Source organism: Amycolatopsis sp. ATCC 39116, from assembly GCF_000231075.2.
GTDB classification, from domain to species: domain Bacteria; phylum Actinomycetota; class Actinomycetes; order Mycobacteriales; family Pseudonocardiaceae; genus Amycolatopsis_E; species Amycolatopsis_E tucumanensis.
On the sequence record NZ_AFWY03000003.1, the window covers coordinates 23,849 to 46,730 of the forward strand.

Annotated in this window: 19 protein-coding genes, 2 tRNA genes and 1 pseudogene; 12 read left to right on the forward strand and 10 right to left on the reverse strand. The window is 71.8% G+C overall.

Annotated features, from left to right (window positions below; genetic code table 11):
* The first annotated feature begins 1 nt into the window (after position 1).
* The 10 genes and pseudogenes from AMY39116_RS0304880 (at position 2) to AMY39116_RS0304920 (ending at position 9,069) form a co-directional block, all read left to right on the forward strand.
* Positions 2 to 517, forward strand: coding sequence for a (2Fe-2S)-binding protein (locus tag AMY39116_RS0304880; protein ID WP_020416581.1), 516 nt, complete (start codon positions 2 to 4; stop codon positions 515 to 517).
* A gap of 23 nt (positions 518 to 540) precedes the next feature.
* A pseudogene (locus AMY39116_RS42225) lies at positions 541 to 2,896 on the forward strand (aerobic carbon-monoxide dehydrogenase large subunit).
* A complete protein-coding gene (locus AMY39116_RS0304890) occupies positions 2,896 to 3,777 on the forward strand; it encodes an XdhC family protein (RefSeq protein ID WP_027935648.1) in 882 nt (293 codons plus the stop codon). The pseudogene AMY39116_RS42225 and the gene AMY39116_RS0304890 overlap by 1 nt, the downstream one beginning before the upstream one ends.
* On the forward strand, positions 3,767 to 4,636 hold the full coding sequence (locus tag AMY39116_RS0304895; RefSeq protein WP_020416582.1) for a MoxR family ATPase: 870 nt from the start codon (positions 3,767 to 3,769) through the stop codon (positions 4,634 to 4,636). Before AMY39116_RS0304890 ends, AMY39116_RS0304895 begins: the two co-directional genes overlap by 11 nt.
* A 319-nt stretch (positions 4,637 to 4,955) precedes the next feature.
* Complete coding sequence (locus tag AMY39116_RS47785) at positions 4,956 to 5,585, forward strand: VWA domain-containing protein (protein WP_255346832.1); 630 nt, start codon at positions 4,956 to 4,958, stop codon at positions 5,583 to 5,585.
* Positions 5,552 to 5,980 carry a VWA domain-containing protein gene (locus AMY39116_RS47340; RefSeq protein ID WP_255346833.1) on the forward strand — a complete coding sequence of 143 codons (429 nt, stop codon included), beginning with the start codon at positions 5,552 to 5,554 and terminating at the stop codon, positions 5,978 to 5,980. Before AMY39116_RS47785 ends, AMY39116_RS47340 begins: the two co-directional genes overlap by 34 nt.
* 43 nt (positions 5,981 to 6,023) lie before the next feature.
* Positions 6,024 to 6,839, forward strand: coding sequence for a siderophore-interacting protein (locus AMY39116_RS0304905; protein ID WP_020416584.1), 816 nt, complete (start codon positions 6,024 to 6,026; stop codon positions 6,837 to 6,839).
* A gap of 596 nt (positions 6,840 to 7,435) precedes the next feature.
* Positions 7,436 to 7,511 (forward strand) — tRNA-Gly (locus AMY39116_RS0304910).
* Position 7,512: 1 nt separating this feature from the next.
* Positions 7,513 to 7,587: transfer RNA gene (locus tag AMY39116_RS0304915), tRNA-Val, on the forward strand.
* Positions 7,588 to 7,878: 291 nt separating this feature from the next.
* The gene (locus AMY39116_RS0304920) at positions 7,879 to 9,069 is read left to right on the forward strand and encodes a cytochrome P450 (protein WP_020416585.1); all 1,191 of its coding nucleotides are present in this window, start codon (positions 7,879 to 7,881) and stop codon (positions 9,067 to 9,069) included.
* A 145-nt stretch (positions 9,070 to 9,214) separates the two neighbouring features.
* Here the strand turns inward: AMY39116_RS0304920 and AMY39116_RS0304925 are convergent, their stop codons facing one another.
* Positions 9,215 to 10,783, reverse strand: a complete 1,569-nt coding sequence (locus AMY39116_RS0304925; RefSeq protein ID WP_020416586.1) for a GMC oxidoreductase — start codon at positions 10,781 to 10,783, stop codon at positions 9,215 to 9,217.
* Between the two features lie 128 nt (positions 10,784 to 10,911).
* Here AMY39116_RS0304925 and AMY39116_RS0304930 point away from each other — a divergent pair, with 128 nt between their 5' ends.
* Positions 10,912 to 11,472 carry a TetR/AcrR family transcriptional regulator gene (locus AMY39116_RS0304930; RefSeq protein ID WP_020416587.1) on the forward strand — a complete coding sequence of 187 codons (561 nt, stop codon included), beginning with the start codon at positions 10,912 to 10,914 and terminating at the stop codon, positions 11,470 to 11,472.
* A 169-nt stretch (positions 11,473 to 11,641) separates the two neighbouring features.
* Here AMY39116_RS0304930 and AMY39116_RS0304935 read toward each other — a convergent pair whose 3' ends face one another.
* The 5 genes from AMY39116_RS0304935 to AMY39116_RS0304955 are packed head-to-tail and all read right to left on the reverse strand — an operon-like array spanning position 11,642 to position 17,209.
* Complete coding sequence (locus AMY39116_RS0304935; RefSeq protein ID WP_020416588.1) at positions 11,642 to 13,183, reverse strand: FAD-dependent oxidoreductase; 1,542 nt, start codon at positions 13,181 to 13,183, stop codon at positions 11,642 to 11,644.
* Between the two features lie 11 nt (positions 13,184 to 13,194).
* Complete coding sequence (locus tag AMY39116_RS0304940) at positions 13,195 to 14,016, reverse strand: carbohydrate ABC transporter permease (RefSeq protein ID WP_020416589.1); 822 nt, start codon at positions 14,014 to 14,016, stop codon at positions 13,195 to 13,197.
* The gene (locus AMY39116_RS42235) at positions 14,009 to 14,896 is read right to left on the reverse strand and encodes a carbohydrate ABC transporter permease (protein ID WP_020416590.1); all 888 of its coding nucleotides are present in this window, start codon (positions 14,894 to 14,896) and stop codon (positions 14,009 to 14,011) included. Before AMY39116_RS42235 ends, AMY39116_RS0304940 begins: the two co-directional genes overlap by 8 nt.
* Positions 14,897 to 14,905: 9 nt before the next feature.
* Positions 14,906 to 16,189, reverse strand: coding sequence for an ABC transporter substrate-binding protein (locus AMY39116_RS0304950; protein ID WP_063710134.1), 1,284 nt, complete (start codon positions 16,187 to 16,189; stop codon positions 14,906 to 14,908).
* 27 nt (positions 16,190 to 16,216) lie between these two features.
* The gene (locus AMY39116_RS0304955) at positions 16,217 to 17,209 is read right to left on the reverse strand and encodes a LacI family DNA-binding transcriptional regulator (RefSeq protein ID WP_027935650.1); all 993 of its coding nucleotides are present in this window, start codon (positions 17,207 to 17,209) and stop codon (positions 16,217 to 16,219) included.
* A 60-nt stretch (positions 17,210 to 17,269) separates the two neighbouring features.
* Between AMY39116_RS0304955 and AMY39116_RS0304960 the strand changes: the two genes are divergently transcribed.
* Positions 17,270 to 18,502, forward strand: coding sequence for a serine hydrolase (locus tag AMY39116_RS0304960; RefSeq protein WP_020416593.1), 1,233 nt, complete (start codon positions 17,270 to 17,272; stop codon positions 18,500 to 18,502).
* On the opposite strand, the gene AMY39116_RS0304965 is transcribed toward AMY39116_RS0304960, so the two are convergent.
* The 4 genes from AMY39116_RS0304965 to hydA form a co-directional block, all read right to left on the reverse strand.
* Positions 18,484 to 19,419: a helix-turn-helix domain-containing protein gene (locus AMY39116_RS0304965; protein WP_020416594.1), complete on the reverse strand. Its 936-nt coding sequence runs from the start codon at positions 19,417 to 19,419 to the stop codon at positions 18,484 to 18,486. The two genes, AMY39116_RS0304960 and AMY39116_RS0304965, sit on opposite strands and share 19 nt — an antisense overlap.
* A gap of 12 nt (positions 19,420 to 19,431) precedes the next feature.
* Complete coding sequence (locus AMY39116_RS0304970; protein WP_020416595.1) at positions 19,432 to 20,400, reverse strand: alpha/beta hydrolase; 969 nt, start codon at positions 20,398 to 20,400, stop codon at positions 19,432 to 19,434.
* A 90-nt stretch (positions 20,401 to 20,490) separates the two neighbouring features.
* The gene (locus tag AMY39116_RS0304975; protein WP_020416596.1) at positions 20,491 to 21,486 is read right to left on the reverse strand and encodes a TIGR03842 family LLM class F420-dependent oxidoreductase; all 996 of its coding nucleotides are present in this window, start codon (positions 21,484 to 21,486) and stop codon (positions 20,491 to 20,493) included.
* Positions 21,487 to 21,495: 9 nt separating this feature from the next.
* The gene (gene hydA / locus AMY39116_RS0304980; RefSeq protein ID WP_020416597.1) at positions 21,496 to 22,881 is read right to left on the reverse strand and encodes a dihydropyrimidinase; all 1,386 of its coding nucleotides are present in this window, start codon (positions 22,879 to 22,881) and stop codon (positions 21,496 to 21,498) included.
* Position 22,882: the final 1 nt, after the last annotated feature.

Here is a 22,882-nt window from a genome sequence, read left to right on the forward strand (position 1 = left end):
CATGGAGATCACGGTCACCGTCAACGGGCAGCAGCACACGCGGGACGTCGAACCCCGCCTGCTGCTCGTGCACTTCCTGCGCGACGAGCTGGGCCTGACCGGCACGCACTGGGGTTGCGACACGTCCAACTGCGGCGCGTGCGTGGTGTGGCTGGACGAGGCGCCGGTCAAGTCGTGCACGGTCCTCGCGGTGATGGCCGACGGCCGCCGCGTGCGCACCGTCGAGGGGCTCGGCGACTCCGCCGGGCTGGACCCGGTGCAGCAGGGCTTCACCGAATGCCACGGCCTGCAGTGCGGGTTCTGCACGCCGGGCATGATGCTGACCGCGCGCTGGCTGCTCGACCACCATCCCGATCCGTCCGAAGAGGACATCCGCGAGGCGATTTCCGGCCAGCTGTGCCGGTGCACCGGCTACGAGAACATCGTCAAGTCCGTCCGGTGGGCCGCCGAGCACGACACCGCTGCCGCGGCGGTCCCAGAGGAGAGCACTGTGGACAGTGCGGAGGTGTCCGCGTGACCACCACCGAGAACCACACCCCGATGGGGTTCGGGCGCATGCACCGCAAGGAGGACGCCCGGTTCATCCGCGGGCACGGGCAGTACGTCGACGACGTGAACCTGCCCGGGATGCTGCACGGCGCCGTGCTGCGCAGCCCGCACGCCCACGCGCGCATCGTGTCCGTCGACACGAGCGCGGCCGAGGCGCACCCGAAGGTGAAGGCCGTCATCACCGGCCAGACGCTGGAGGGGCTGAACCTCGCCTGGATGCCGACGCTCTCGCACGACGTGCAGGCCGTGCTGGCCACCGACAAGGTCCGGTTCCAGGGCCAGGAGGTCGCCTTCGTCGTCGCCGACGACCACTACGCCGCCCGCGACGCGCTGGAGCTGATCGACGTCGAGTACGAGCCGCTGCCGCCCGTCGTCGACGCCCGCCGCGCGCTGGCGCCGGACGCGCCGGTGATCCGCACCGACATCGACGGCAAGCGGGACAACCACATCTTCGACTGGGAAGCAGGCGACGCCGCGCGCACCGACGAGGTGTTCGCCCGCGCCGACGTGGTGTCCGCGCAGGACATGCTGTACCCGCGGGTGCACCCGGCGCCGATGGAGACCTGCGGCGCGGTGGCGCACCTGGACCCGATCACCGGGAAGCTCACCGTGTGGACGACCACGCAGGCGCCGCACGCGCACCGCACGCTGTACGCGCTGGTGGCCGGGCTGCCCGAGCACAAGATCCGGGTCATCTCGCCGGACATCGGCGGCGGGTTCGGCAACAAGGTCGGCATCTACCCGGGTTACGTGTGCGCGGTGGTCGGCTCCATCGTCACCGGCAAACCGGTGAAGTGGGTGGAGGACCGCTCGGAGAACCTGATGAGCACGTCCTTCGCCCGCGACTACCACATGCACGGCGAGATCGCGGCCACCGGCGACGGGAAGATCCTCGGGGTGCGCGTCAAGGTGCTCGCAGACCACGGCGCGTTCAACGGCACCGCGCAGCCGACGAAGTTCCCCGCCGGGTTCTTCAGCGTCTTCACCGGTTCCTACGACATCGAGGCGGCGCACTGCGCGGTCACCGGCGTCTACACCAACAAGGCGCCCGGCGGCGTCGCCTACGCGTGCTCGTTCCGCATCACCGAAGCGGTCTACCTGGTCGAGCGGCTGGTCGACGTGCTGGCCTACGACCTCGGGATGGACCCGGCGGAGCTGCGGATGCGCAACCTGCTCAGGCCGGAGCAGTTCCCGTACGTCAGCAAGACCGGCTGGGAGTACGACTCCGGCGACTACCCGCGCGCGCTGAGCCAGGCGATGGACATCGCCGGCTACGCGGAACTGCGGGAGGAGCAGAAGCGGCGCGCGGCGACCGGTGATGGGCCGCTGATGGGCATCGGCATCAGCTTCTTCACCGAGGCCGTCGGCGCCGGGCCGCGCAAGCACATGGACATCCTCGGGCTGGGCATGGCCGACGGCGCCGAGCTGCGCGTGCACCCGACCGGCAAGGCCGTGCTGCGGCTGTCCTGCCAGAGCCAGGGGCAGGGCCACGAAACGACGTTCGCGCAGATCGTCGCCGAGGAGCTGGGCATCTCGCCGGACGACATCGAGGTCGTGCACGGCGACACCGACCAGACGCCGTTCGGCCTCGGCACCTACGGGTCCCGGTCGACGCCGGTGTCCGGCGGGGCGACGGCGGTGGTGGCGCGGCGGGTCCGCGAGCGGGCCAAGATCGTCGCCTCGGCGATGCTGGAGGTGAGCCCGGACGACCTGGAGTGGGAGAAGGGCCGGTGGTTCGTCCAGGGCGACCCGGACTCCGGCAAGACCATCCAGGAGATCGCGCTGGCCGCGCACTCCGACCTGGAACTGCCCGACGGCGTCGAGGGGCACCTGGACGCGACGTGCGTCTACAACCCGCCGAACCTGACCTACCCGTTCGGCGCCTACATCTGCGTCGTCGACGTCGATCCCGAGACCGGGCAGGTGAAGGTGCGCCGGTTCGTCGCGGTCGACGACTGCGGCGTGCGGATCAACCCGACGATCGTCGAGGGCCAGGTGCACGGCGGGCTGGCCGAGGGCATCGGCATGGCGCTGATGCAGGTGATGGACGTTCGACGAGGACGGCAACCACCTCGGCGGGTCGTTCATGGACTACCTGATCCCCACGGCCGTGGAGTGCCCGTCGTGGGAGCTGGGCGAGACGGTGACCCCGTCGCCGCACCACCCCATCGGGGCCAAGGGCATCGGCGAGTCCGCGACCGTCGGCTCGCCCGCGGCCGTGGTCAACGCGGTGCTCGACGCGCTCAAGCCGTACGGGGTGCGGCACGCGGACATGCCGCTCACCCCGGCGGCCGTGTGGCGCGCGTCGCAAAATCGTCCACTCCGGACAGATTTGGCGATCACGTGATGAACGGACAGGAGTTGCGGGCGCACGCGGAGTCCCTGCGGGCGGGCCGGACGCCGTTCGTGCTGGCGACGGTGGTGCGGGCGCAACGCCCCACGAGCGCGAAACCCGGCGACTGCGCGCTGGTGCTCGCCGACGGGACCATCGAGGGTTTCGTCGGCGGGTCCTGCGCGGAGTCGACCGTGCGACAGCAGGGGATCCGGCTGCTGCTGACCGGCGAGTCGGCGCTGCTGCGGATCCAGCCGGGCGCGGGCGAGCAGGTCGAGGAGGGGGTGGTGACGGTCGGGAACCCGTGCCTGTCCGGCGGCGAGCTGGAGATCTTCCTCGACGCGCAGATGCCGCCGCCGCTGGTGGCGATCCACGGTGACGGGCCGATCGCGCGGGCGCTGGCGTCGGTCGGCCGCGTGCTCGGCTACGAGACGCGGGTGGGCGCCGAGCTGTCCGACGACACGTTCGCGGTGATCGTGGCGTCGCACGGCCGGGACGAGGAACGCGTGCTGGAGGCGGCGGTGCGCGCGGACGTGGCCTACATCGGCCTGATCGCCAGCGAGAAGCGCGGTGCCGCGGTGCTGGAGCGGCTGGGGCTGCCCGAATCCGGCCGCATCCACACCCCGGCCGGCCTGCCGATCGGGGCGCGGACGCCGGCCGAGGTCGCGGTGTCGGTGTACGCGGAGCTGATCGCGACCCGCCCGCGCCCGCCGCGGCGCCCGGCCGAGGACGTCGAGGTGGCCGCCGAGGCGGTCGACCCGGTGTGCGGCATGAGCGTCGCGATCACGCCGGAGGCGGTGCAGCTGCCCTACGGCGGGCGGCGGTACTACTTCTGCGGGGCCGGGTGCCGTCACGCGTTCGCCGACGAGCCGGGCAGGTACACCGGTGACGCCTGAGACGGTCGGCGATCTCGCCGAGCGCCTCGGCGCCGCCGGGTACCTCACCGACGACGCGCTGGCCACCGCCCTGTTCCTCGCGGTCCGGATGCGGCAGCCGATCCTGCTGGAGGGCGAGCCCGGTGTGGGCAAGACGCAGGCGGTCAAGTCGCTGGCGGTCGCCATGGACACGCCGCTGATCCGGTTGCAGTGCTACGAGGGACTGTCCTCTTCGGACGCGCTGTACGAGTGGAACTACCCGCGCCAGCTGCTCGGGATCCGGCTGGCCGAGTCACGGGGCGAGTCGCTGGCGGAGGCCGACCTCTTCGCCGACGACTACCTGCTGGCGCGGCCGTTGCTGGCGGCGATCACGCACCCCGGCCCGCGCCCGGCGGTGCTGCTGATCGACGAGGTCGACCGCGCCGACGACGAGTTCGAGGCGTTCCTGCTCGAACTGCTGGCCGAGTCGGCGGTGACGATCCCGGAGCTGGGGACCCGGCGTGCGGTGGTGCCGCCGGTGGTCGTGCTGACCTCCAACCGGACCCGCGAACTGCACGACGCCCTCAAGCGGCGGTGCCTGTACCACTGGATCGCGCACCCGGAGGTGGCGCAGGTGGCGGCCATCATCCGGTTGCGGGTGCCGGGCGTGGCGGACTGGCTCGCCTCGCGTGTGGCGCGGGCGGTGGGGGGGATGCGCGGGTTCGGGCTGTACAAGCCGCCGGGGGTCGCGGAGGCGATCTCGTGGGCCTCGGCGCTGCAGGTGCTCGGTGTGCCGGTGGTCGACGGCCCGGCGGTGGAGCGGACGCTGAGCGCGGTGCTCAAGTACGAAGAGGACCGCGCGGTGGCAGTGGAGCGGCTGGCGGAGGTGGTTGGTGAGTGAGGCTGCCGGGCTGGGCCGCGGTGGTGCGGAGGTTCGGCGTGGTGTTGAGGTGCGAGGAGGACTGCGGGGGCGTTCTCGGTGCCGGTGCGGCGGCCATTTCCAGCGGGTGCGGTGGTGGATCGGCTGGTGGAGGTGGTTGGTGAGTCAGCCTGGCGGTCTGGCCCGCGTGGGGCGTTCTCCTCGGTGCCGGTGCGGCGGCCACATCCAGCGGGCGCGGTGGTGGAGCGGCCGGTGGAGGTGGTCAGGGAGTGAGCCCGCCGGCTCCGCGGTGGCGCGTCTCGTGGAGGTGGTCAGTGAGTGAGCCCGCCGGTGGTGCCGCGTGAGTGACCTGGCGGAGCTGGCGGCGCGGCTGTGCGAGCGGCTGCGGTCGGCCGGCCTTGCGGTCGGCGCGGATCGGGCCGCCCGCTTCGCCCGGGCGGTGATGCTTGTGTCGCCGCAGCGCACGCGCGAGCTGTACCTGTGCGCGCTGGCAACCCTCACCTCGTCCCCGGCCGACGAGCAGGTCCTGGCCCGGGTGTTCGCCACCGTCTTCGACATGCCCGAGATCGGCGCCGGCGGGGCCTTCAGCGGCGGGGAATCGACGGGGCCGTCGCGGGAGGTGCGGGCGCCCACCGCGGGCAGCGCGGTGGACCGGCTGGCGACCCGCGACTTCGGCACGCTCGAACCCGCGGAGCTGGCGCAGCTTCGGGCCGCGATGAGCGAGTTCCGGCTGGCGACCCCGCTGCGGCGGTCGCGGCGGAAGCGGGTTTCGCCCGGCGGGCGGCGCGCTGACCTGCGGGAGACGTTGCGCGTGGCGCGCCGCACCGGGGGCGAGCCGGTCCGGTTGCGGCGCTGGGTGTCGCGCGAGAAGCCGCGGAAGCTGGTCGTGCTGTGCGACATCTCGGGGTGTGCGCCGCGGGTGGCGCGCGGGCCGAGGTGTTCACGTTCGCGACCCGTCTCACGCGGCTGACCCGGGTGCTGCAGCGGACGCCGTCGGCGGCGCTGGCCGACGCCGGGCAGGTGGCGCCGGACTGGTCGGGCGGCACGAAGATCGGTGATTCACTCGGCGAGTTCCTGGATACCCATGGCGCGCGGGGGATGGCGCGCGGAGCGGTGGTGGTCGTCCTGTCCGACGGGTGGGAGACCGGCAGCCCCGAGCGGCTGGGCTGCGAAATGGCCCGGTTGTCGCGGCTCGCGTACCGCATCGTGTGGGCCAACCCGCGCACGGCCAGCCCGCGGTTCCGGCCGTCGACCGGCGGGATGGCGGCGGCGTGGCCGTACTGCGACGCCGTCGTCAGCGCCCACCGGCTGGATGCGATCGAAGATCTGCTGACCGCCATCGCCGGTTACTCCGGGCGGGATTAGGGTAGCCTAACCGCAGACGCTGAACGGGAGTGAGGAGCGGCGTATGGCAGGCAAGTCCCGGCCGGCGGTCCGGCTGCGGGTGCTGCGCACCCAGCGGCTGACACCGCACATGATCCGCATCGTCGCCGGTGGGCCAGGGCTGGCCGATTTCCAGCCGAACGAGTTCGCCGACGCGTATGTGAAGATGCTGTTCCCGCAGGAGGGTGTGGAGTACCCGACGCCGTTCGACATGGGCGTCATCCGCGCCGAGATGCCGCGCGAGCAGTGGCCGGTGATGCGGACCTACACCGTGCGCTACTACGACCCGCGCGCCGGCGAGCTGGCGCTGGACTTCGTGCACCACGGCGACCAGGGGCTCGGCGGCCCGTGGGCGGTGGCCGCCCAGCCGGGGGACGAGCTGCTGCTGGCCGGCCCCGGTGGCGCCTACGCCCCCGGCGAGGAGGCCGACTGGCACCTGCTGGTCGGCGACGAGAGCGCCCTGCCCGCGATCGCGGTGGCGCTGGAGATGATGCCGGCCGGCGTGCCGGTGCGGGTGTTCGTCGAGGTGGCGGACCCGGCGGAGGAACAGCCACTCGCCACCAAGGGGGACGCGCAGATCCAGTGGCTGCACCGTTCCGCCGGGGACGACCTGGTGGCCGCCGTGCGCGCGCTGGAGTTCCTGCCGGGCACGGTGCAGGCCTTCGTCCACGGCGAGGCCGGTTTCGTCCGGGAGCTGCGCCGGTACCTGCTCGGCGAGCGCGGGATGCGCAAGGACCTGCTGTCGATCTCGGGCTACTGGCGCCGGGGCAAGACGGACGAGGAGTGGCGGGCGGAGAAGGCCGCGGAGCGCGCCGCCGAGGAGGCCGCCGGCCGTTCGTGACGGTCAGCGGCGGGCGCTGGTGGCGGGTTGCACCGGCCATTCGTGGCGGGTTGCGGCGGCCGCTGGTGGCGGGTTGCGGCGGCCGCTGGTGGCGGGTTGCTGCGGGCGCTGGTGGCGGGTTGCGGCGGGCGCTGGTGGCGGGTTGCGGCGGCCGTTCGCGGCGGGCTGTGATGGCTGCTCGTGATGGGCTGCGCCGACCGTTCGTAACGGACTGTGCCTGCCGTTCGTGGCAGGTCGCGCGGGCCGTTCATGAGGGGCGGCGCCCGGCGCTTGTGGCGGACTGTGCCGACCGTTCGCGATGGCTGCGCCTGCCGTTCGTGGCGGGTAGCGCCGGCCGCTTGTGGCGGGGTTGCGGCAGCCGCTTGCGGCGGCTGTGCTGGCCCCTTGTGATGGGTTGCGGCGGCTGCTTGTGGCGGGCTGCGCTTGCCGTTCGTGATGGCTGTGCCTGCCGTTCATGGCGGGCTGCGCCTGCCGCTAGTGGCGGGGTTGCGGCGGCCGCTCGTGACGGGCTGCGCGGGCCGGTTACGCCGGGTGGTTGCGAGGCTGGCGGGCCCGTCGGCTATTCTCTTTCCCGGTGCCGGAGCCCGGCGCCACACGCGGACGTAGCGCAGCTGGTAGCGCATCACCTTGCCAAGGTGAGGGTCGCGGGTTCGAATCCCGTCGTCCGCTCCACGCGCGATTAGCTCAGCGGGAGAGCGCTACCTTGACACGGTAGAGGTCACTGGTTCAATCCCAGTATCGCGCACCACAGTCCCTTGTGGACATCGGTCTTTCCGGAAACGGCTGCCACGCTTGAGCGCGGCAGCCGTTTCTGTTTTCAGTCCTCCGGCGCGATCGCCAGGTGCACCCTGTGCAGCCGGCACAGAGCCGTGCCCACCGCGATTCGATCATCTGTCCGGTCCGGCGGGCCGGAAGCGTGTGCGGCCCGGTCACTGCAGGCCCACGGCCTCGCCGGTGCCAGGCGCTGCCGGGCCGCGTCACTTCGGCGCCGAAACCGTCCTGAAGCCGCGGTGAAACCGGCCGCCCGCACGCTGCGGTCATGGAACAGGACGAACTCACCTCGCTGCCCACCGCCCGTGCCACCGGCTGCCCCTTCGATCCGCCCGCCGAACTGGGCGAGATCCGGGCGCGGCGGCCCCTCGTGCGCATGTCATACCCCGACGGGCACCGCGGCTGGCTGGTCACCGGCCACGCCCAGGCCCGCGCCGTGCTCGGCGACTCGCGGTTCACCTCGCGGTACGAGCTCATGCACTACCCGCTGCCCGGCCTGGACGGCGACATCCCGCCGGCACCGGTCGGCGATCTCACCGGCATCGACGCGCCCGAGCACACCCGCTACCGCAAGCTGCTCGCCGGGAAGTTCACCGTCCGCCGGATGCGTCAGCTCACCGACCGGGTCGAAGAAGTCACCGCCGAGCACCTGGATGCCATGGCACAGCACGGGCCCTCAGTGGACCTGGTCCAGGCCTACGCGCGCCCAGTGCCCGCAGTGATGATCTGCGAGCTGCTCGGCGTGCCCTACGCCGACCGCGAGTTCTTCCACACCCAGGTGACGGCGCTGATGGCCCCGAAGAGCACGCCGGAGGAGCAGTTCGCCGCGTACGGCGCGCTGCAGGACTACCTGCGTGACCTGGTGCGGGACAAGCGCACCGAGCCCACCGACGACGTGCTCGGCGACCTCACCACGACTGACCTGAGCGACGAGGAACTGTCCGGCATCGGCACGTTCCTGCTGGGCGCCGGCCTGGACACCACTGCCAACATGATCGCGCTGGGCGCCTTCGCGCTGCTGCGCCACCCGGACCAGCTCGCCGTGCTCCGCGACGACCCGGCCCTGGCGGACAGCGCGGTCGAAGAGCTGCTCCGTTACCTGACCATCGCCCACACCGGTGTCCGCGCCGCGCTGGAGGACGTCGAGCTGGACGGCCAGGTGATCCGGGCCGGCGAGACGGTGACCATCGCCGCGAACGCCGCCAACCGCGACCCGGAGCGGTTCCCGGAGCCGGACACGCTCGACCTGCGCCGGCATGCCGCCGGGCACTTGGCTTTCGGCCACGGCATCCACCAGTGCCTGGGACAGCAGCTGGCCCGCGTCGAAATGCGCGTCGCCATCCCCGCGCTCTTCGCCCGCTTCCCGACGCTGCGCCTGGCCGTCCCGGCCGACGAGGTGCCGCTGCGGCACGACATGAACATCTACGGCGTGCACCGGCTGCCGGTCAGCTGGGATTGATCAGTGGCACAGTGACGGATGCGTAGCCGAGTGGGCGCCAGGTATTCAGCGCGAGCGTGGTGGTGTTGAGCTCGAGGGTGGCGTTTCCATGGGCACGGCGCTGGCGAGCATCGTCGCGGGCGGGCGGGGTGTTTCATCGGCCTCCTCAGAAGACAGTGCCCGCGTCCTGGGCGACGATCTCGTCCAGGGCTCGTTCGGCGACGGCGGCGATGGTCATGGACGGGTTGCACGCCGCGGTGTTGCCCGGCATCAGGGCGCCGTCGAGCACGTAGAGTCCGCGGTGGCCCATCACGCGGCCGGCGAGGTCGCAGACCGTGCCCATCGACGCGCCACCGAGGGGGTGCCACGTGCTCGGCACGAGCGTCGTGGTGTTGAGCTTGACCGCGGTGGCTCCGCCGATGTCGGTGATCCGCTCGTGGATGCGCTGCGCCACCTTGGCGTCCGCGTGGCCCGGCCACTGCAGCACCGCGTCGTCCTTGGCCGGGTCGTAGACGAAGTGGCCGCGCCCCGCGCTCACGCCATAACCGACGAGCATCGTGGTGCGCAGGTTCGGCAGCGGCGGGATGGACGCCTGGATGACCGTGTTGGCCAGTGCCGGGTCGTCCCACTCCTTGCTGCCGTAGATGACCGGACCGCCCTGCGGGGAGCCGAAGTCGTCGGCGAGGCTGGTCCACGTGTAGATCTGGTCGCCGTTGGAGCCCCAGTTGGTGCCGAGGCCGTCCGGCAGGTCCGGGATCCCGCCGGTGGCCCCCGCGCGCATCAGCAGCTTGGTGGTGTTCGCCGTGCCGGCCGCCATCACGAGCGCGTTCGCGGTGAGGACCTTCTTCTCGAGCACCACGCCGCCCGTGTTGATCCGGTCGACGTGGATCAGCCAGCGCCCGTCGGGAGCCATCGCCACATCTGTGACGTTGTGCAGGGTCGCGACGGTGCAGCGGCCGGTGGCCTCGGCCGCCGCGAGGTAGGTGACGTCGACCGAGTGCTTGCCGCCATTGTTGACGCCGAACGCGCAGTCGCCGTTGGTGTAGGACGGTTTCATCTCGCCCTTCAGCTCGCGGAGGGCGTAGCTCCAGTCGATCGGCATCGGGATCTTCTCGACCGAGTGGCCCGCCACCCGGGCGTTGCGGGCGAAGATCCGCGCCGCCGCGTAGGTCGGGCTGGCGATCAGCTCGTCCGGTGCGGTGGCGATGCGCAGCATGCTCGCCACCCGCGGGTAGTACACCTGGGCCATGCGCGCGTAGTCGAGCTGCTCGGGGAAGTTGGCGTTGAACACCTCCTCCGTCGGCTGGAGCGTCATGCCCTGGTAGACCAGTGATCCACCGCCGACGCCGGCCGCGCACATGATGTCCATGCCGTTGCCCGGCACGCGTTCCAGCAGTCCGGTGTAGCGCTCGAACGGGAACGACACGAGCCCGAACAGGTTGGGCTCGGAGCCGAGCCAGAAGATCCGCTTGTCCGGCGCGGTCGGGTGGGGGAAGGTCTCGGCGTTCGGTCCGGTTGGCCAGCGGATGCCGCGTTCGAGGACGTGCACGGGCACCCCGGCCTGCGCCAGCCGCAGGGCGGTCACGCCGCCGCCGAAGCCGGAGCCGATGACCACCACCCGGTGCTCCTCGCGGGTGACCGGCACGCGGCTCGCGGACGCGGCGCTCGGCAGGAGGGTCAGGCCCGTGGCGGCGGCCGCCCCCTTGATCACGGTGCGGCGGCTCAGAGCGGGCATGGGTCCTCCGTTGCGGTCGGTGCGGGTTCGGTGACGGGCGGGACTTTAGGGAGGTGAACCGAGACATGGAACGATTTGCGGATCTCACTACTCGCCAGTAGCATCCGGCTGATGCGAGGTCGCCGGAGTTGAGCCCGCACCGCAGCGACGCCCTGCGCAACCGCGAGACGATCCTGCGCGTGGCCGACGAGGCGTTCGCGGAGGGCGTGGACGTCGTCCCGCTCGCGGAGATCGCCCGCCGGGCGCGCCTGGGCCGCGCGACGGTCTACCGGCACTTCCCCGACCGCCGCGCGCTCGGCTTGGCGGTCGCGGCGCAGCAACTGCGGGCGCTGCGCCGGATGGTGAAGCAGCAGGAGGCCGCGCCCCGTCCGTTCCGCGAACTGCTGGCGATGGTGCTGGCCATGCAGGTGTCCCGGCGTCCGCTGGTCCGCCTGTTCCGGGAGCTGCCGGTGCGCTACCAGCAGCAGAAGGCGGACGCGTTGATCACGATCCTGACCCCGGCTTTCCGGCGCGCGCAAGCCGATGGGCAGCTGCGCGCGGACGTGCAGCCGACGGACCTGTTGCTGGTGTTCGAAATGGTGGAAGCGGCGGTCGCGGCGGGATCGGCCGCTGTGCACGGGGACGGCGCCGTGCGGCGGGTGGTGGATGTCGTGCTGGATGGGTTCTTCGCGGTGGCGCCGGTGCGTTGAGCGGCGCAGGTCGCACGCCGTTGCCAAGATCGCCGGTGCGGCACGGAATGATCGTGGACTGCTGCGAGGCCATGGTCTTCCTTCTGTCCTTTGTGGCTTCGGTTCCGCTGATCAGTTTAGGAGGGCGCAAACCGTCGCACATCTACCGAAAGACAGATCTTTGCGGCTCTTACCGCACCACGCCGCGCACCCCTTCCGGCCACTCCAGCGGCACTCCGAGCTTCGCCAGGCGGGCCTGGAAGTCCGCCAGCAGACCGGGCTGCGCGCGCACCGCCCGCGGAGGCACTCCGTTCTCCAGCGCGAACGCCGCCAGCGCCCCGGCCGCCTCGCCGGTGTTCCACTCCACCGGGTGCAGCCGGTAGCACCCGTTCGTCACGTGCGTCACCCCGAGGCACTTTCCACCCGCCAGGAGGTTTTCCACCCGCACCGGCAGCAGCGCGCCGAGCGGGATCTGGAACGGGTGGCAGGCGATGTCGAGGTACCCGCGGCCCCCGGTGCTCGGGTGCAGGTCGATCCGGTAGCAACCGATCCCCACGCTGTCGGCGAACTGCTCGGCCTGCCCGATCCCGGCACGCGCCTCCACGCCGACGTGCTGCTCCAGCACCGTGAACTCGGCCCGGATGCGGCGGCTCTCCCGGACGTACGGGGCGAGCGCCAACCCATCCGCGGTGCCCAGCGGCTCCCCGGCCAGGCGCAGCCCGGGATACCCCGCCTCGGTCTGCAGCCAGTGCACGAACGACAACGTCAGCGACCGCGCCTGCGCCAGCCGCGCCGCCCGCTCCTCCGGCGCCACCCCGGTCACCGGCGCCAGCCAGTAGTCGATCTGCGGCCAGTTCACCAGCGTCACGTCCGGCCGCGGCGGGTCCCACAACCGTCCACTCCGGATCCGCCGGAACCGCCACAGGTCCTGTCCCTCGCCGAACAACGGGCGGCTCAACGGCTCGCCCGTCTCCGGCTCCTGCGTTGCCCACCCCAGCTGCGGGCCGGGCCAGAACGGCGCCCGGTAACCGCGCCAGAAGTCGTAGTCGTCGGGGCGCGGCACGACGTGCGAGCCGTCCGGGTCCCACTCCAGCGCGGCGCACCAGGTGAGCGCCTGCTGGTCGAACGGATCGGCCGGCCCGTCCAGCGCGTGCGGCTCGCCCGTCTCGTCCGCGCTCTCCGACCCGAGCACGTGCTCACACCCCGCCAGCGGCAGGACATCGCCCTCTTCGGTCGCGTCGATCACGTACGACGCGCTCAGCGACACCACACCCTCCGGCGACGCGAACTCCACCGCGTCCACCCGGTCGCCCGTCGTCACCGCGCCGACCGGCGTGTGGTGGCACCGGATCTCCAGGTTCCCCGCGCGCACCAGCGGCGCGAGCAGCTCGTCCAGCACCTCGCCCACGACCACCGGCTCCGCGCACAGCGCGCTCACCCAGCCCTCGCCCGGGTTCAGCTCCCGCACCGCGCGCGCCTCGGCGCCCAGCCGGGGGTCCGCCCGGTACCGGTCCCGCACCCGGGACCGCATCAGCCGGTACGACTGGGTGGCCCCGAACGTCTCCACCCACGCGTTCTCGTCAGGCGGCACCGCCTGCGTGGTCAGCTGGCCGCCGAGCCGCCCGGTCGCCTCGGTCAGCACCACCCGCCTGCCGAGCATCGCCGCCGCCAGGGCCGCGGCCACCCCGCCGCAACCGCCACCGACGACCAGCACCTCGCAGTCGGAACGCATTGCCCTCCCTCTCACTTCACGCCCGTCTGGGCGAGGCTTTCGGTGATCTGCCGCCGCGCCACCAGGTAGGCGATCACCAGCGGCACGGTCGAGATCGCCGTCGCCGCCATCTGCGGCCCCCACAACGGGTTTCCGCTGGTGTCGGTGAGCGCGGTCAGCGCGAGCGGCACCGTGTACAGCTCGCTGCGGTTGACGAACACCAGTGGTTCCAGGAACGAGTTCCAGCTGTACAGGAACGCGATGATGCCGATCGTGCCGAGCATCGGGCGGGTCAGCGGCAGGATCAGGTGCCAGAGGATCCGCGCCCGGCCCATCCCGTCGATCATCGCCGCCTCCTCCAGCTCGACCGGGACCGACTGGATGAACTGGCGCATCAGGAAGATCCCGGTCACCCCGGTCGCGCCGAACACCGGCAGCGCCAGCAGCGGCACGTGCGTGTCGGCCAGCCCGAGGTCCTTCATCAGGGTGAAGTTCGGGATCAGCGTGACCTCGACCGGCAGCATCAGCGCGCTCAGGAACAGGAAGAAGATCACGTTGCGGCCGGGGAAGCGCAGCCGCGCGAAGGCGTAGCCGGACAGCAGCGACAGCGCGCACGTGAACAACGCGACCAGCACGGCGATGTACAGGCTGTTGTAGATCTGCCGGGCGAACGGCTGGAACGCGAAGACGTCCCGGATGTTGTCCAGCGTGATGTCGCGAGGGATGAGCTGCGGCGGCGACGCGAGCACGTCCCCGGGCGGCTTCAGCGCGCTGGTGATCATCCACAGGAACGGGAACACCAGCGGCACGCACAGCACCACGAGGAAGGCGTACCGCAGTACCCGGCTACTCACTGTGCACCCACTTCCTGCGCGCCCACCACTGCGCCGCCACCAGGAGCAGCGTCAGTCCGAAGAGGACGACGGCGATCGCGCTCGCGTAACCGGTCCGGAACAGCTGGAACGCCTGCTCGTACAGGTAGTAGGCGAGCACCGACGTCGCGTGCGCCGGCCCGCCGTGCGTCATCAGCTGGATGTAGTCGAACACCTGGAACGACCCGATGAACGTGATCAGCACGACCACCAGCGTGGTGGGCGCGATCAGCGGCAGCACGATGTGCCTGGTCACCCGCCACTCGCTCGCGCCGTCCAGCCGTGCCGCCTCCAAGGTCTCCGACGGCATGTTGCGCAGGGCGGCGAGGAAGATCACGGCCTTCAGCCCGACCGTCTTCAGCGCCGCCACCACGGTCACCGCCACCAGCGACGGCTGGGCCTCGAACAGCCAGTTCGGGCCGGTGATGCCGAAGACCGAGAGGAACTCGTTGACCCCGCCGCCCTTGCCCTGCAACAGGAACCGCCACACCAGCGCCCACGCCGCCTGCGAGGTGATGACGGACAGGAAGGCGAGCGTGAGGAACACCTCGGCTCCCGGCGGGCGCCGGTGGAGCACGAGCGCGAGGCCGAGCGACAACCCCACGTTGATCACCACGAGCCCGAGCGCGAACACCCCGGTGACCGCCAGCGAGTGCCAGAACGTGGCGTCCCCGGTGAGCAGTTCCCGGTAGTTCTCCCAGCCTGCTGGTTTCGACACGCCCGAACGCAGGTCCGTGTGGGTGAACGACAGGACCACGACGGACACCAGCGGGACCAGCACGAACAGCGTGAACCCGATCATCTGCGGGGTGATGAGCAGGTAACCGGTCAGCGTCTCGCGGACGCGTCGCCGTGCGACCACGATCCCTCCCTAACTCTTCTCGCGCAGCAGCGGGCCGACCTCGCCGCACAGCTCGGACAGCGCCTGAGGCACGTTCGCGCCTGGTGACCACAGCTCGTCGAACACCGGCTGCGCCGCGGTCTTGATCTCCGGCCACGTCGGCGGGTACTGGAACGCCTGCCCCTCGGTGATGCCGGGCACGAGGATGCTCGTGATCGCGTCCGGCGGCAGTGCGCTCCCGGCGTAGACCTGCGTGGCGTCGGCGAGCACGGACTGGCGCGGCGGCGGGAAGAACCGGGCGAGCTCACGCATCGAGCGTTCGCTGGTGAGGAACTTGAGGAACTCGATCGCCAGGTCCCGGTGCGGCGCCTGCTGGAACACCACCAGCCCGGCCTGCCCGGTCACCTGTGGCTGACCACCGGGGCCGGCGGGGAGCGGGGCGAAGCCGTACTGGAACTTCGCGCCCTTCAGCTGGGACAGCCGGGAGAGCTGGGTGATCGTCAGTGCCGCGTTCCCGGCGTAGAAGTCCGCCTGCGCGCCGGGCGGCACCGCAGTGCTGTCGGTGAACGCCATGCGGTGCAGGGTGTCGATGGCCCGCACGGCTTCCGGCGAGTCCATTGTGCACTGATCGCCCGAAGAGAAGCGCGCGCCGTAAGCCCGTAGCAGCGGGTCCAGCGTCGGCCACGACACCGGCAGCGGCCCGTACAAGCTGCCTTCGTTGCTCTGGAACACATAGCTGCCGCCCGGCAACGTCGGCTGCAGCTCGCGCGCGAGGGCGGCCAGCCGGTCCCACGTCCACTCGCCACGCGCGGCCAGCTCGGCGGGTTCGGGCAGACCTGCGCGGGCGAAGAAGTCCCGGTTGTAGACCACGAAGAACGGGCTGGTGGAGAACGGCACCCCGTACACCGCGTCGCCGTTCCGCCAGTTCGTGAACGCGCTCGGCACGAAGTCGCCCAGCCGGTAGGCGGGGTCGGCGCGCAGGGCGGGCCCGACGTCGGCGAGCACCTCGGTGGCGGCCATGCCGACCGCGTCCGGCGCGCCGAGCCAGCCCAGGTCCGGCGGGTCGCCACCGGCCAGCCGGACGGACACCTTCGTCGTGTAGTCGGCCTGCGGCACCGTCTGGATCCGCACCGGCGTACCGCCGTGCTGGGCCGAGAACTCCCCGGCGAGCCGGTTGAGCAGGCCGAGCTGCTCCTGGTTGGACGTCCAGACCGTCATGGTGACGGTGTCGGCGCCGGCTCGGTCGCCGATCCCGCAGGCCGCGGTCAACGCGACCGCGGACACGGCGAACAGGCGCCCCCATCGCTTTCTCATGCAACCTCTCCGTTGGGGTCGGCAGTGTCAGGCGCGGGTGAGCGTGGTCCCCTCGCGCTGCGGGCAGTCGACGGTGCTGATCGCAGTGCCGCCACCGTCCAGCGCGGCGAGCAGTTGTTCGAGCGCGCGGCGGCCGACCAGCCGGCCGGGGATGCCGTAGCCGGACCAGAAGTCGTCTTCGCTCTCCTCGGAGATCCCGGCGACCGCGATCGGCAGGTCCGCGGCCACCGCGCGCACCGCCTCGGCGTAGCCGACGTTCTCCGCGACCACGACGGTGACCCCGCTTTCGCGCAGTTCCCGCACGAAGGCGGGGGAGATCTCGTCGAGCTTCGGGAAGGACTCCGACACCGTGAGGTCGCCGTCGCGCAGTCCGGCGAGCCGGTCGGCGGTGGCGGGCAGACCGAAATTCGCGCCCACGTAACGGATTTCCCGGTGCCCGAGCGCGGCGATCCGGCCGGCCAGCACCCGCCCCGCGCCCCGGTAGTCCGGCGACACGTTGGGCACCTCGCGCCCGTCGTCGAGGAACCGCCGCCCGATGAACACGAACGGGTACTCCTCGGCGACCAGCTGCTCCAGGTCGGCGGGGATCTCGTCCCGCCCGAGCAGCACGGCGCCGTCCACCAGGCGGAGCTTGTTCTCGCCGCCGGCGTAGATGCTGCGCACCGGCCCGGACATCGCGGCGCTGGTGAACAGCAGCAGGTCGTTCCCGGACTCCTCGGCGGCTTCCTCGATGCCCAGCAGGAACGGGTGGTAGAGGCTGCGCTGCGCGGTGCCGAACACGCGCTCGTAGGTGAAGATCCCGAGCAGCTGGCTGCGCCCCTTGGCCAGGCGCCGCGCGAGCGGATCGGCGCGGTAGCCCATCTCCCTGGCGATGGCGAGCACCCGCTGCCGGGTCTCCTCCGGGATCGTCGTCGCCTTGTCGCGCAGGATCAGCGACACCGCCGCCTGGGTGACCCCGGCGCGGCGCGCGATGTCCGCCTGTGAGACACGGCGTGGCCTGCCTTGGCCAGTTATGCGCATAACTAAACGATGTCAGCCGCAGATCTGGTCTGTCAAGCCCGGCTGGAGTAGAACGAGATCATGGCGACGGAGCTGAAGGTGGACACCGACCCCGCCGAGGTGGGGTTCGACGCGCGGCGGCTGGACCGGATCGACGGGCACTTCGCCAGGTACGTCGACGACGGGTTGCTCCCCGGGTACCTGGCCGTGGTCGCGCGGCGGGGCAAGATCGCCTACGTCGCCCGGCGCGGGCACCGGGACGTCGAAGCGGGCCTTCCGGTCGAAGTGGACACCCGCTGGCGCATCTTCTCGATGACCAAGCCGGTCACGTCCGTCGCCGCGATGGTGCTCTACGAGGAGGGCGCCTTCGAACTCACCGATCCGATCGCCCGCTGGCTGCCCGAGTTCGCCGAGCCGCGGGTGTACGTCAAGGGCTCCGCGCTCAAACCTTTCACCGAACCGGCCACCGAGCCGATCCGCGTGTGGCACCTGCTCACCCACACCGCCGGGCTCACCTACGGCTTCCACCACGCGCACCCGGTCGACGCGATCTACCGCGCCAACGGCTTCGAGTGGGGGACCCCGCCCGGCGCCGACCTGGCCGAGTGCACGCGGCGGTGGGCTGAGCTGCCGCTGGTCTTCCAGCCCGGTGCGGAGTGGAACTACTCGGTCGCCACCGACGTCCTCGGCCGGCTCGTCGAGGTGGTGTCCGGGCAGCCGCTCGACGAGTTCTTCGCACAGCGCGTCTTCGAGCCCCTCGGCATGGGCAACACCGGTTTCGCCACCGATTCCACGGACAAGTTCGCCGCGCTGTACGTGCCGGATCCCGGTACCGGCAAGGCTGTCCGCAACGACTCGTTCGGGCGGTCCGGGCTGGAGAAGGCCGCCTGTCTGTCGGGCGGTGGCGGGCTCGTGTCCACGGCCGCCGACTACCACCGGTTCACCCAGTTCCTGCTGAACCGCGGTGAACTCGACGGCGTCCGGCTGCTCGGCCCGCGCACCGTCGACCTGATGACGAGCAACCACCTGCCCGGCGGTGTGGACCTGGAGGCCTACGGCAGGCCGCTGTTCGCCGAAATGCCGTTCCACGGCTTCGGGTTCGGGCTCGGGTTCTCCGTCCTGACCGACCGGGTGAAGGCGAAAACCCTGTCCAGCGAGGGCGAGTTCGCCTGGGGCGGCGCGGCGAGCACCGCGTTCTGGGTCGATCCGGCCGCGGAGATCACCGCGTTGTTCTTCACGCAGCTGCTGCCGTCCAGCACCCACCCGATCCGGCAGCACCTGCGGCAGCTGGTGTATCAGGCGGTCGTCGACTGACGGTGCAGCCGCCGCAGCGCCAGCGCGAGCTGCAGGCGCAGGCGACCGGACGGATCGTGCACCGACCAGCCCAGCAGGGTTTCCGCGTGGGCCAGCCGGTCCTGCAACGTCGAGTGGTGCACGGTGAGTGCGGCGGCCGCCGCGCGCAGGCTGGCGCTGGTGGCCACGGCGTCGAGCGTGGCGAGCATCCACGGCGCCGAGGCGGCCGCACGCTCCAGGGACCGCACGTCCGGCACCGGTTCGCTACCTGGCCCGACCGCCTCGGCGAGCACCGCCAGCCCGCCCAGTTCGTCCGCGCGGACCACCCGCGGCCCCGGGTCCTCGGTGGTGCCCTCGGCGGTGAACCGCACCGCCGTCCTGGCCGCGGCCAGTGACGACGGCAGGTCGAGCACGGGCACCAGGGGACCGATGCCCGCGCGCGCCCCGGCAGGCGGAGTGATCATCACCCCGGCCGTGCCGTCCGCGTAGGCGATGGCTCGTGCGGTCGCCCCCAACCCCAGCCGCCGCGCCGCCTTCTCCCTGGCCTGCGGGGACGCGGTGCCGTCCAGCACGACCTCGACGGGCTCCGGCACCCGGTCCCGCTCCAGCACGAGCCGGATCGCGGCGGCAGCGCGTTCGAGGACCATCGCGTCCACCGCCGAGGGCGGGCCCGGCCGCTCCAGCCACAGCCCGTCCACACCGGGCCAAGCCGGATCGACCGGGGTGTCCAGGTCCGAGCGCCGCCCGTCGGCCGAGACCCGGACCCGCTTGCCGGGCACCTCCAGCCGGGCGGCGCAGCCGGCGAGGGTGGCCGCCCCGCGGACCAGCGCTTCCAGCCCGGCGTGCCCGTCGACGAGGCGGTCGAAGTAGGCGATCACCTTGACCGCGGCGCCCGCCTCCGGGTCGAGCGCGGCCAGCCGCCCTGCCAGCTCTCTCACCGGTCCATGGTGTCACTCGGCGAGGATCCGGCGCAGCCACCGCACCCGCGCGGCCTTCGCGGCACGGGAGATCTCCGCCTGCGGCGCAAACGAGTCGAACCCGTGGTAGCCGCCCGGCCACACGTGCAGCTCGGCCGACCCGCCCGCGAGCCAGATCCGCCGCGCGTAGTCGACGTCCTCGTCGCGGAAGGACTCCGCCGAGCCGACGTCGATGAACGCCGGCGGCAGCCCGGACAGGTCGGTGGCCCGCGCCGGGGCGGCGTAGGGGGAGACGTCCGGGCCGCCGCGCGCGGAGCCGAGCAGCGCCGTCCAGCCGGTGTCGTTCGACGTGCGGTCCCACACGCCGAGCCCCTTCATCTGGTGCGTCGACGGGGTCTCGTTGCGGTCGTCCAGCATGGGCGCGACCAGCAGCTGCCCCTTCAGCCGCGGACCGCCCCGGTCCCGGGCCATCAGGGCGACGGCCGCGCTCAGCCCACCGCCCGCGCTGCCCCCGGCCACGACCAGCCGGGACGGGTCGATGCCCAGCTCGGCGGCGTGCTCGCGGGTCCACAGCAGCCCGGCGTAGCAGTCCTCGACCGGCACCGGGTGCGGGTGCTCGGGCGCCAGCCGGTACTCCACCGACACCACGACCAGCCCGAGCTCCAGCGCCCAGGCCAGCGGCTCGTCGAGCCCGACGCGGTTGGTGCCCACGACCATGCCGCCACCGTGGATCCAGTAGATCGCGGGCGCGGGTGTGTGCAGCCCGGTGGGTCGGCCGACGACCACGGACACCTCGTCCGACACCCGACGGTCCACCAGCTCGATGCGGCCGTCCTGGCTCAGCTCGTCGTCGGAGAGCAGGCGTGCGCCCATGCCCTCGCGCATCGCGGGGATCATGTCCGGCAGGATCGCGGGCGGGACCTGCTCGGCGATGACGTCGAGCATGGCCGCGGCTTCGGGGTCGAACGCCGGTGGCGGGCCGTACGGGGCGCTGGTGGTCATCGGGCCTCCTGGTCACGACGGTGGGGAACACCATCCTGACCCGGCCGGCACGCGCCGGGTGGCGGGTGTTGCCCGCCACCCGGCGGGTGCCTAGCCCAGCTTGCCGATGATCTGCTCGCCGTAGGCGTGCAGCGTCTGTTCGCGCTGGTCGTGCATCAGGTACACGGCGAACTGGTCGACCCCCAGGGCGGCCAGTTCCTGCAGCCGCGCCACGTGCGCCCCCGCGGGGCCGGTCAGGCAGAACCGGTCGACGATCTCGTCCGGGACGAAGTCGGTCGACGGGTTGCCCGCCTTGCCGTGGTGGGCGTAGTCGTAGTCCTGCCGCTCGCGGATGTAGTCGGTCAGCTCGTGCGGCACCGGGCCGGACTCGCCGTAGCGGGCGACCAGGTCGGCGACGTGGTTGCCGACCATCCCGCCGAACCACCGCAGCTGGTCGCGCTGGTGCGGCAGGTCGTCCCCGACGTACGCGGGCGCCGCGACGCAGATCGTGATGCCTGCCGGGTCCCGCCCCGCCGCCCTGGCCGCCTCGCGGACCGAGCCGATGGTCCACTCCGCGATCGCCGGGTCGGCGCACTGCAGGATGAACCCGTCCGCGTGCTCACCGGCCAGCTGCAGCGCCTTCGGCCCGTAACCGGCCATCCACATCTCCAGCCGCCCGCCGCGCACCCACGGGATCCGCACCGGGGTGTCGCCGAGCACCACCTCCCTGCCCTCGGCCAGCTCCTTGATCGCGTGCATCGCGTCCCGGACCGTGGCCAATGTGGACGGTCGCTTGCCGATCACCCGGTGCGCCGAGTCGCCGCGGCCGATCCCGCACACCGTGCGGTTGCCGAACATGTCGTTGAGCGTGGCGAACAACGACGCGAGCACCGACCAGTCCCGCGTGCCCGGGCTGGTGACCATCGGCCCGACCGTCATCGCCGACGTGGCGGCCAGGATCTGCGAGTAGATGACGAACGGCTCCTGCCACAGCACCACGGAGTCGAACGTCCAGCCATAGCCGAACCCGCAGTCCTCCGCCGCCTTCATCAGCCGGATCACCTCACGCGCGGGCGGATCCGTCTGCAGCACCACACCGAAGTCCATGACGGCTCCCTAGTCCAGGTACTGGCACAGGTCCCGGGACAGGAACTTCCCGTGCCCGGCGCTGCCGGAGAACCCGGACGGCGACACGATCACCCGGCCACGCGAGAGCACGGTCTCGACCTTCCCGGTGATCTCGAAGCCCTCGTACGCCGAGTAGTCCACGTTCATGTGGTGCGTCTCGGCGGACAACGTCTGCTTCGCCGCCGGGTCGTAGACCACGATGTCGGCGTCCGACCCGGGCGCGATCACGCCCTTGCGCGGGTACAGGCCGAACATGCGCGCGGGGGTGGTCGAGCACGCCTCGACCCAGCGGCCCAGCGAGATCTCGCCGGCCACCACGCCCTGGTGCAGCAGGTCCATCCGGTGCTCGACACCCGGCATGCCGTTCGGGATCTTCGAGAAGTCCCCGCGGCCGAGCTCCTTCTGGTCCTTGAAGCAGAACGGGCAGTGGTCGGTCGACACCACGCTCAGGTCGTTCGTGCGCAGCCCGCGCCACAGGTCGCCCTGGTGCCACTTCTCCCGCAACGGAGGGGAAGCGACGTACTTCGCGCCCTCGAAGTCCGGCTTGGCCAGGTCCTCGATGGACAGGTACAGGTACTGCGGGCAGGTTTCGGCGAACACGTTCTGCCCGGTGTTCCGCGCTTCCGCGACAGCCGCAAGCGCTTGCGACGCCGACAGGTGCACGATGTAGAGCGGCGCACCGGTCACCTGCGCGAGCCGGATCGCCCGCGACGTCGCCTCGCCCTCCAGCTCCGGCGGCCGGGTCAGCCCGTGCTGCACCGGATCGCCCTTGCCGTCGGCGAGCGCCTGCGCGACCAGCTGGTCGATCGCGATGCCGTTCTCCGCGTGCATCATGATCGTGGCGCCGGTTTCGGTCGCCTGCTGCATCGCGCGCAGGATCTCGCCGTCGGTGGAGTAGAACACGCCCGGGTAGGCCATGAACATCTTGAAGCTGGACACCCCGGCGTCGATGCAGGCCTGCATCTCCTTGAGAGTGGTGTCGTTGACGTCGGACAGGATCATGTGGAACCCGTAGTCGACGGCGCAGTTTCCGTCGGCCTTCTCGTGCCACTTGTCCAGCGTCGGCTGCAGCGTGGAACCCTTGGGCTGCACCGCGAAGTCGATGATCGTGGTGGTGCCGCCCCAAGCCGCCGCGGTGGTGCCGGTCTCGAACGTGTCGTGCGAGAACGTGCCGCCGAACGGCATTTCCATGTGGGTGTGGGCGTCGATCCCGCCGGGCAGCACGTACTTCCCGGTCGCGTCGATCACCTCGTCGGCGGTGTCGAACAGCCCGGGCGCGGCGACCGCGGCGATCGTCTCGCCCTCGACGAGCACGTCCGCGCGGCTCGCCCCGGTGGTGGACAGCACGGTGCCGCCCTTGATCAGCGTGCGCATG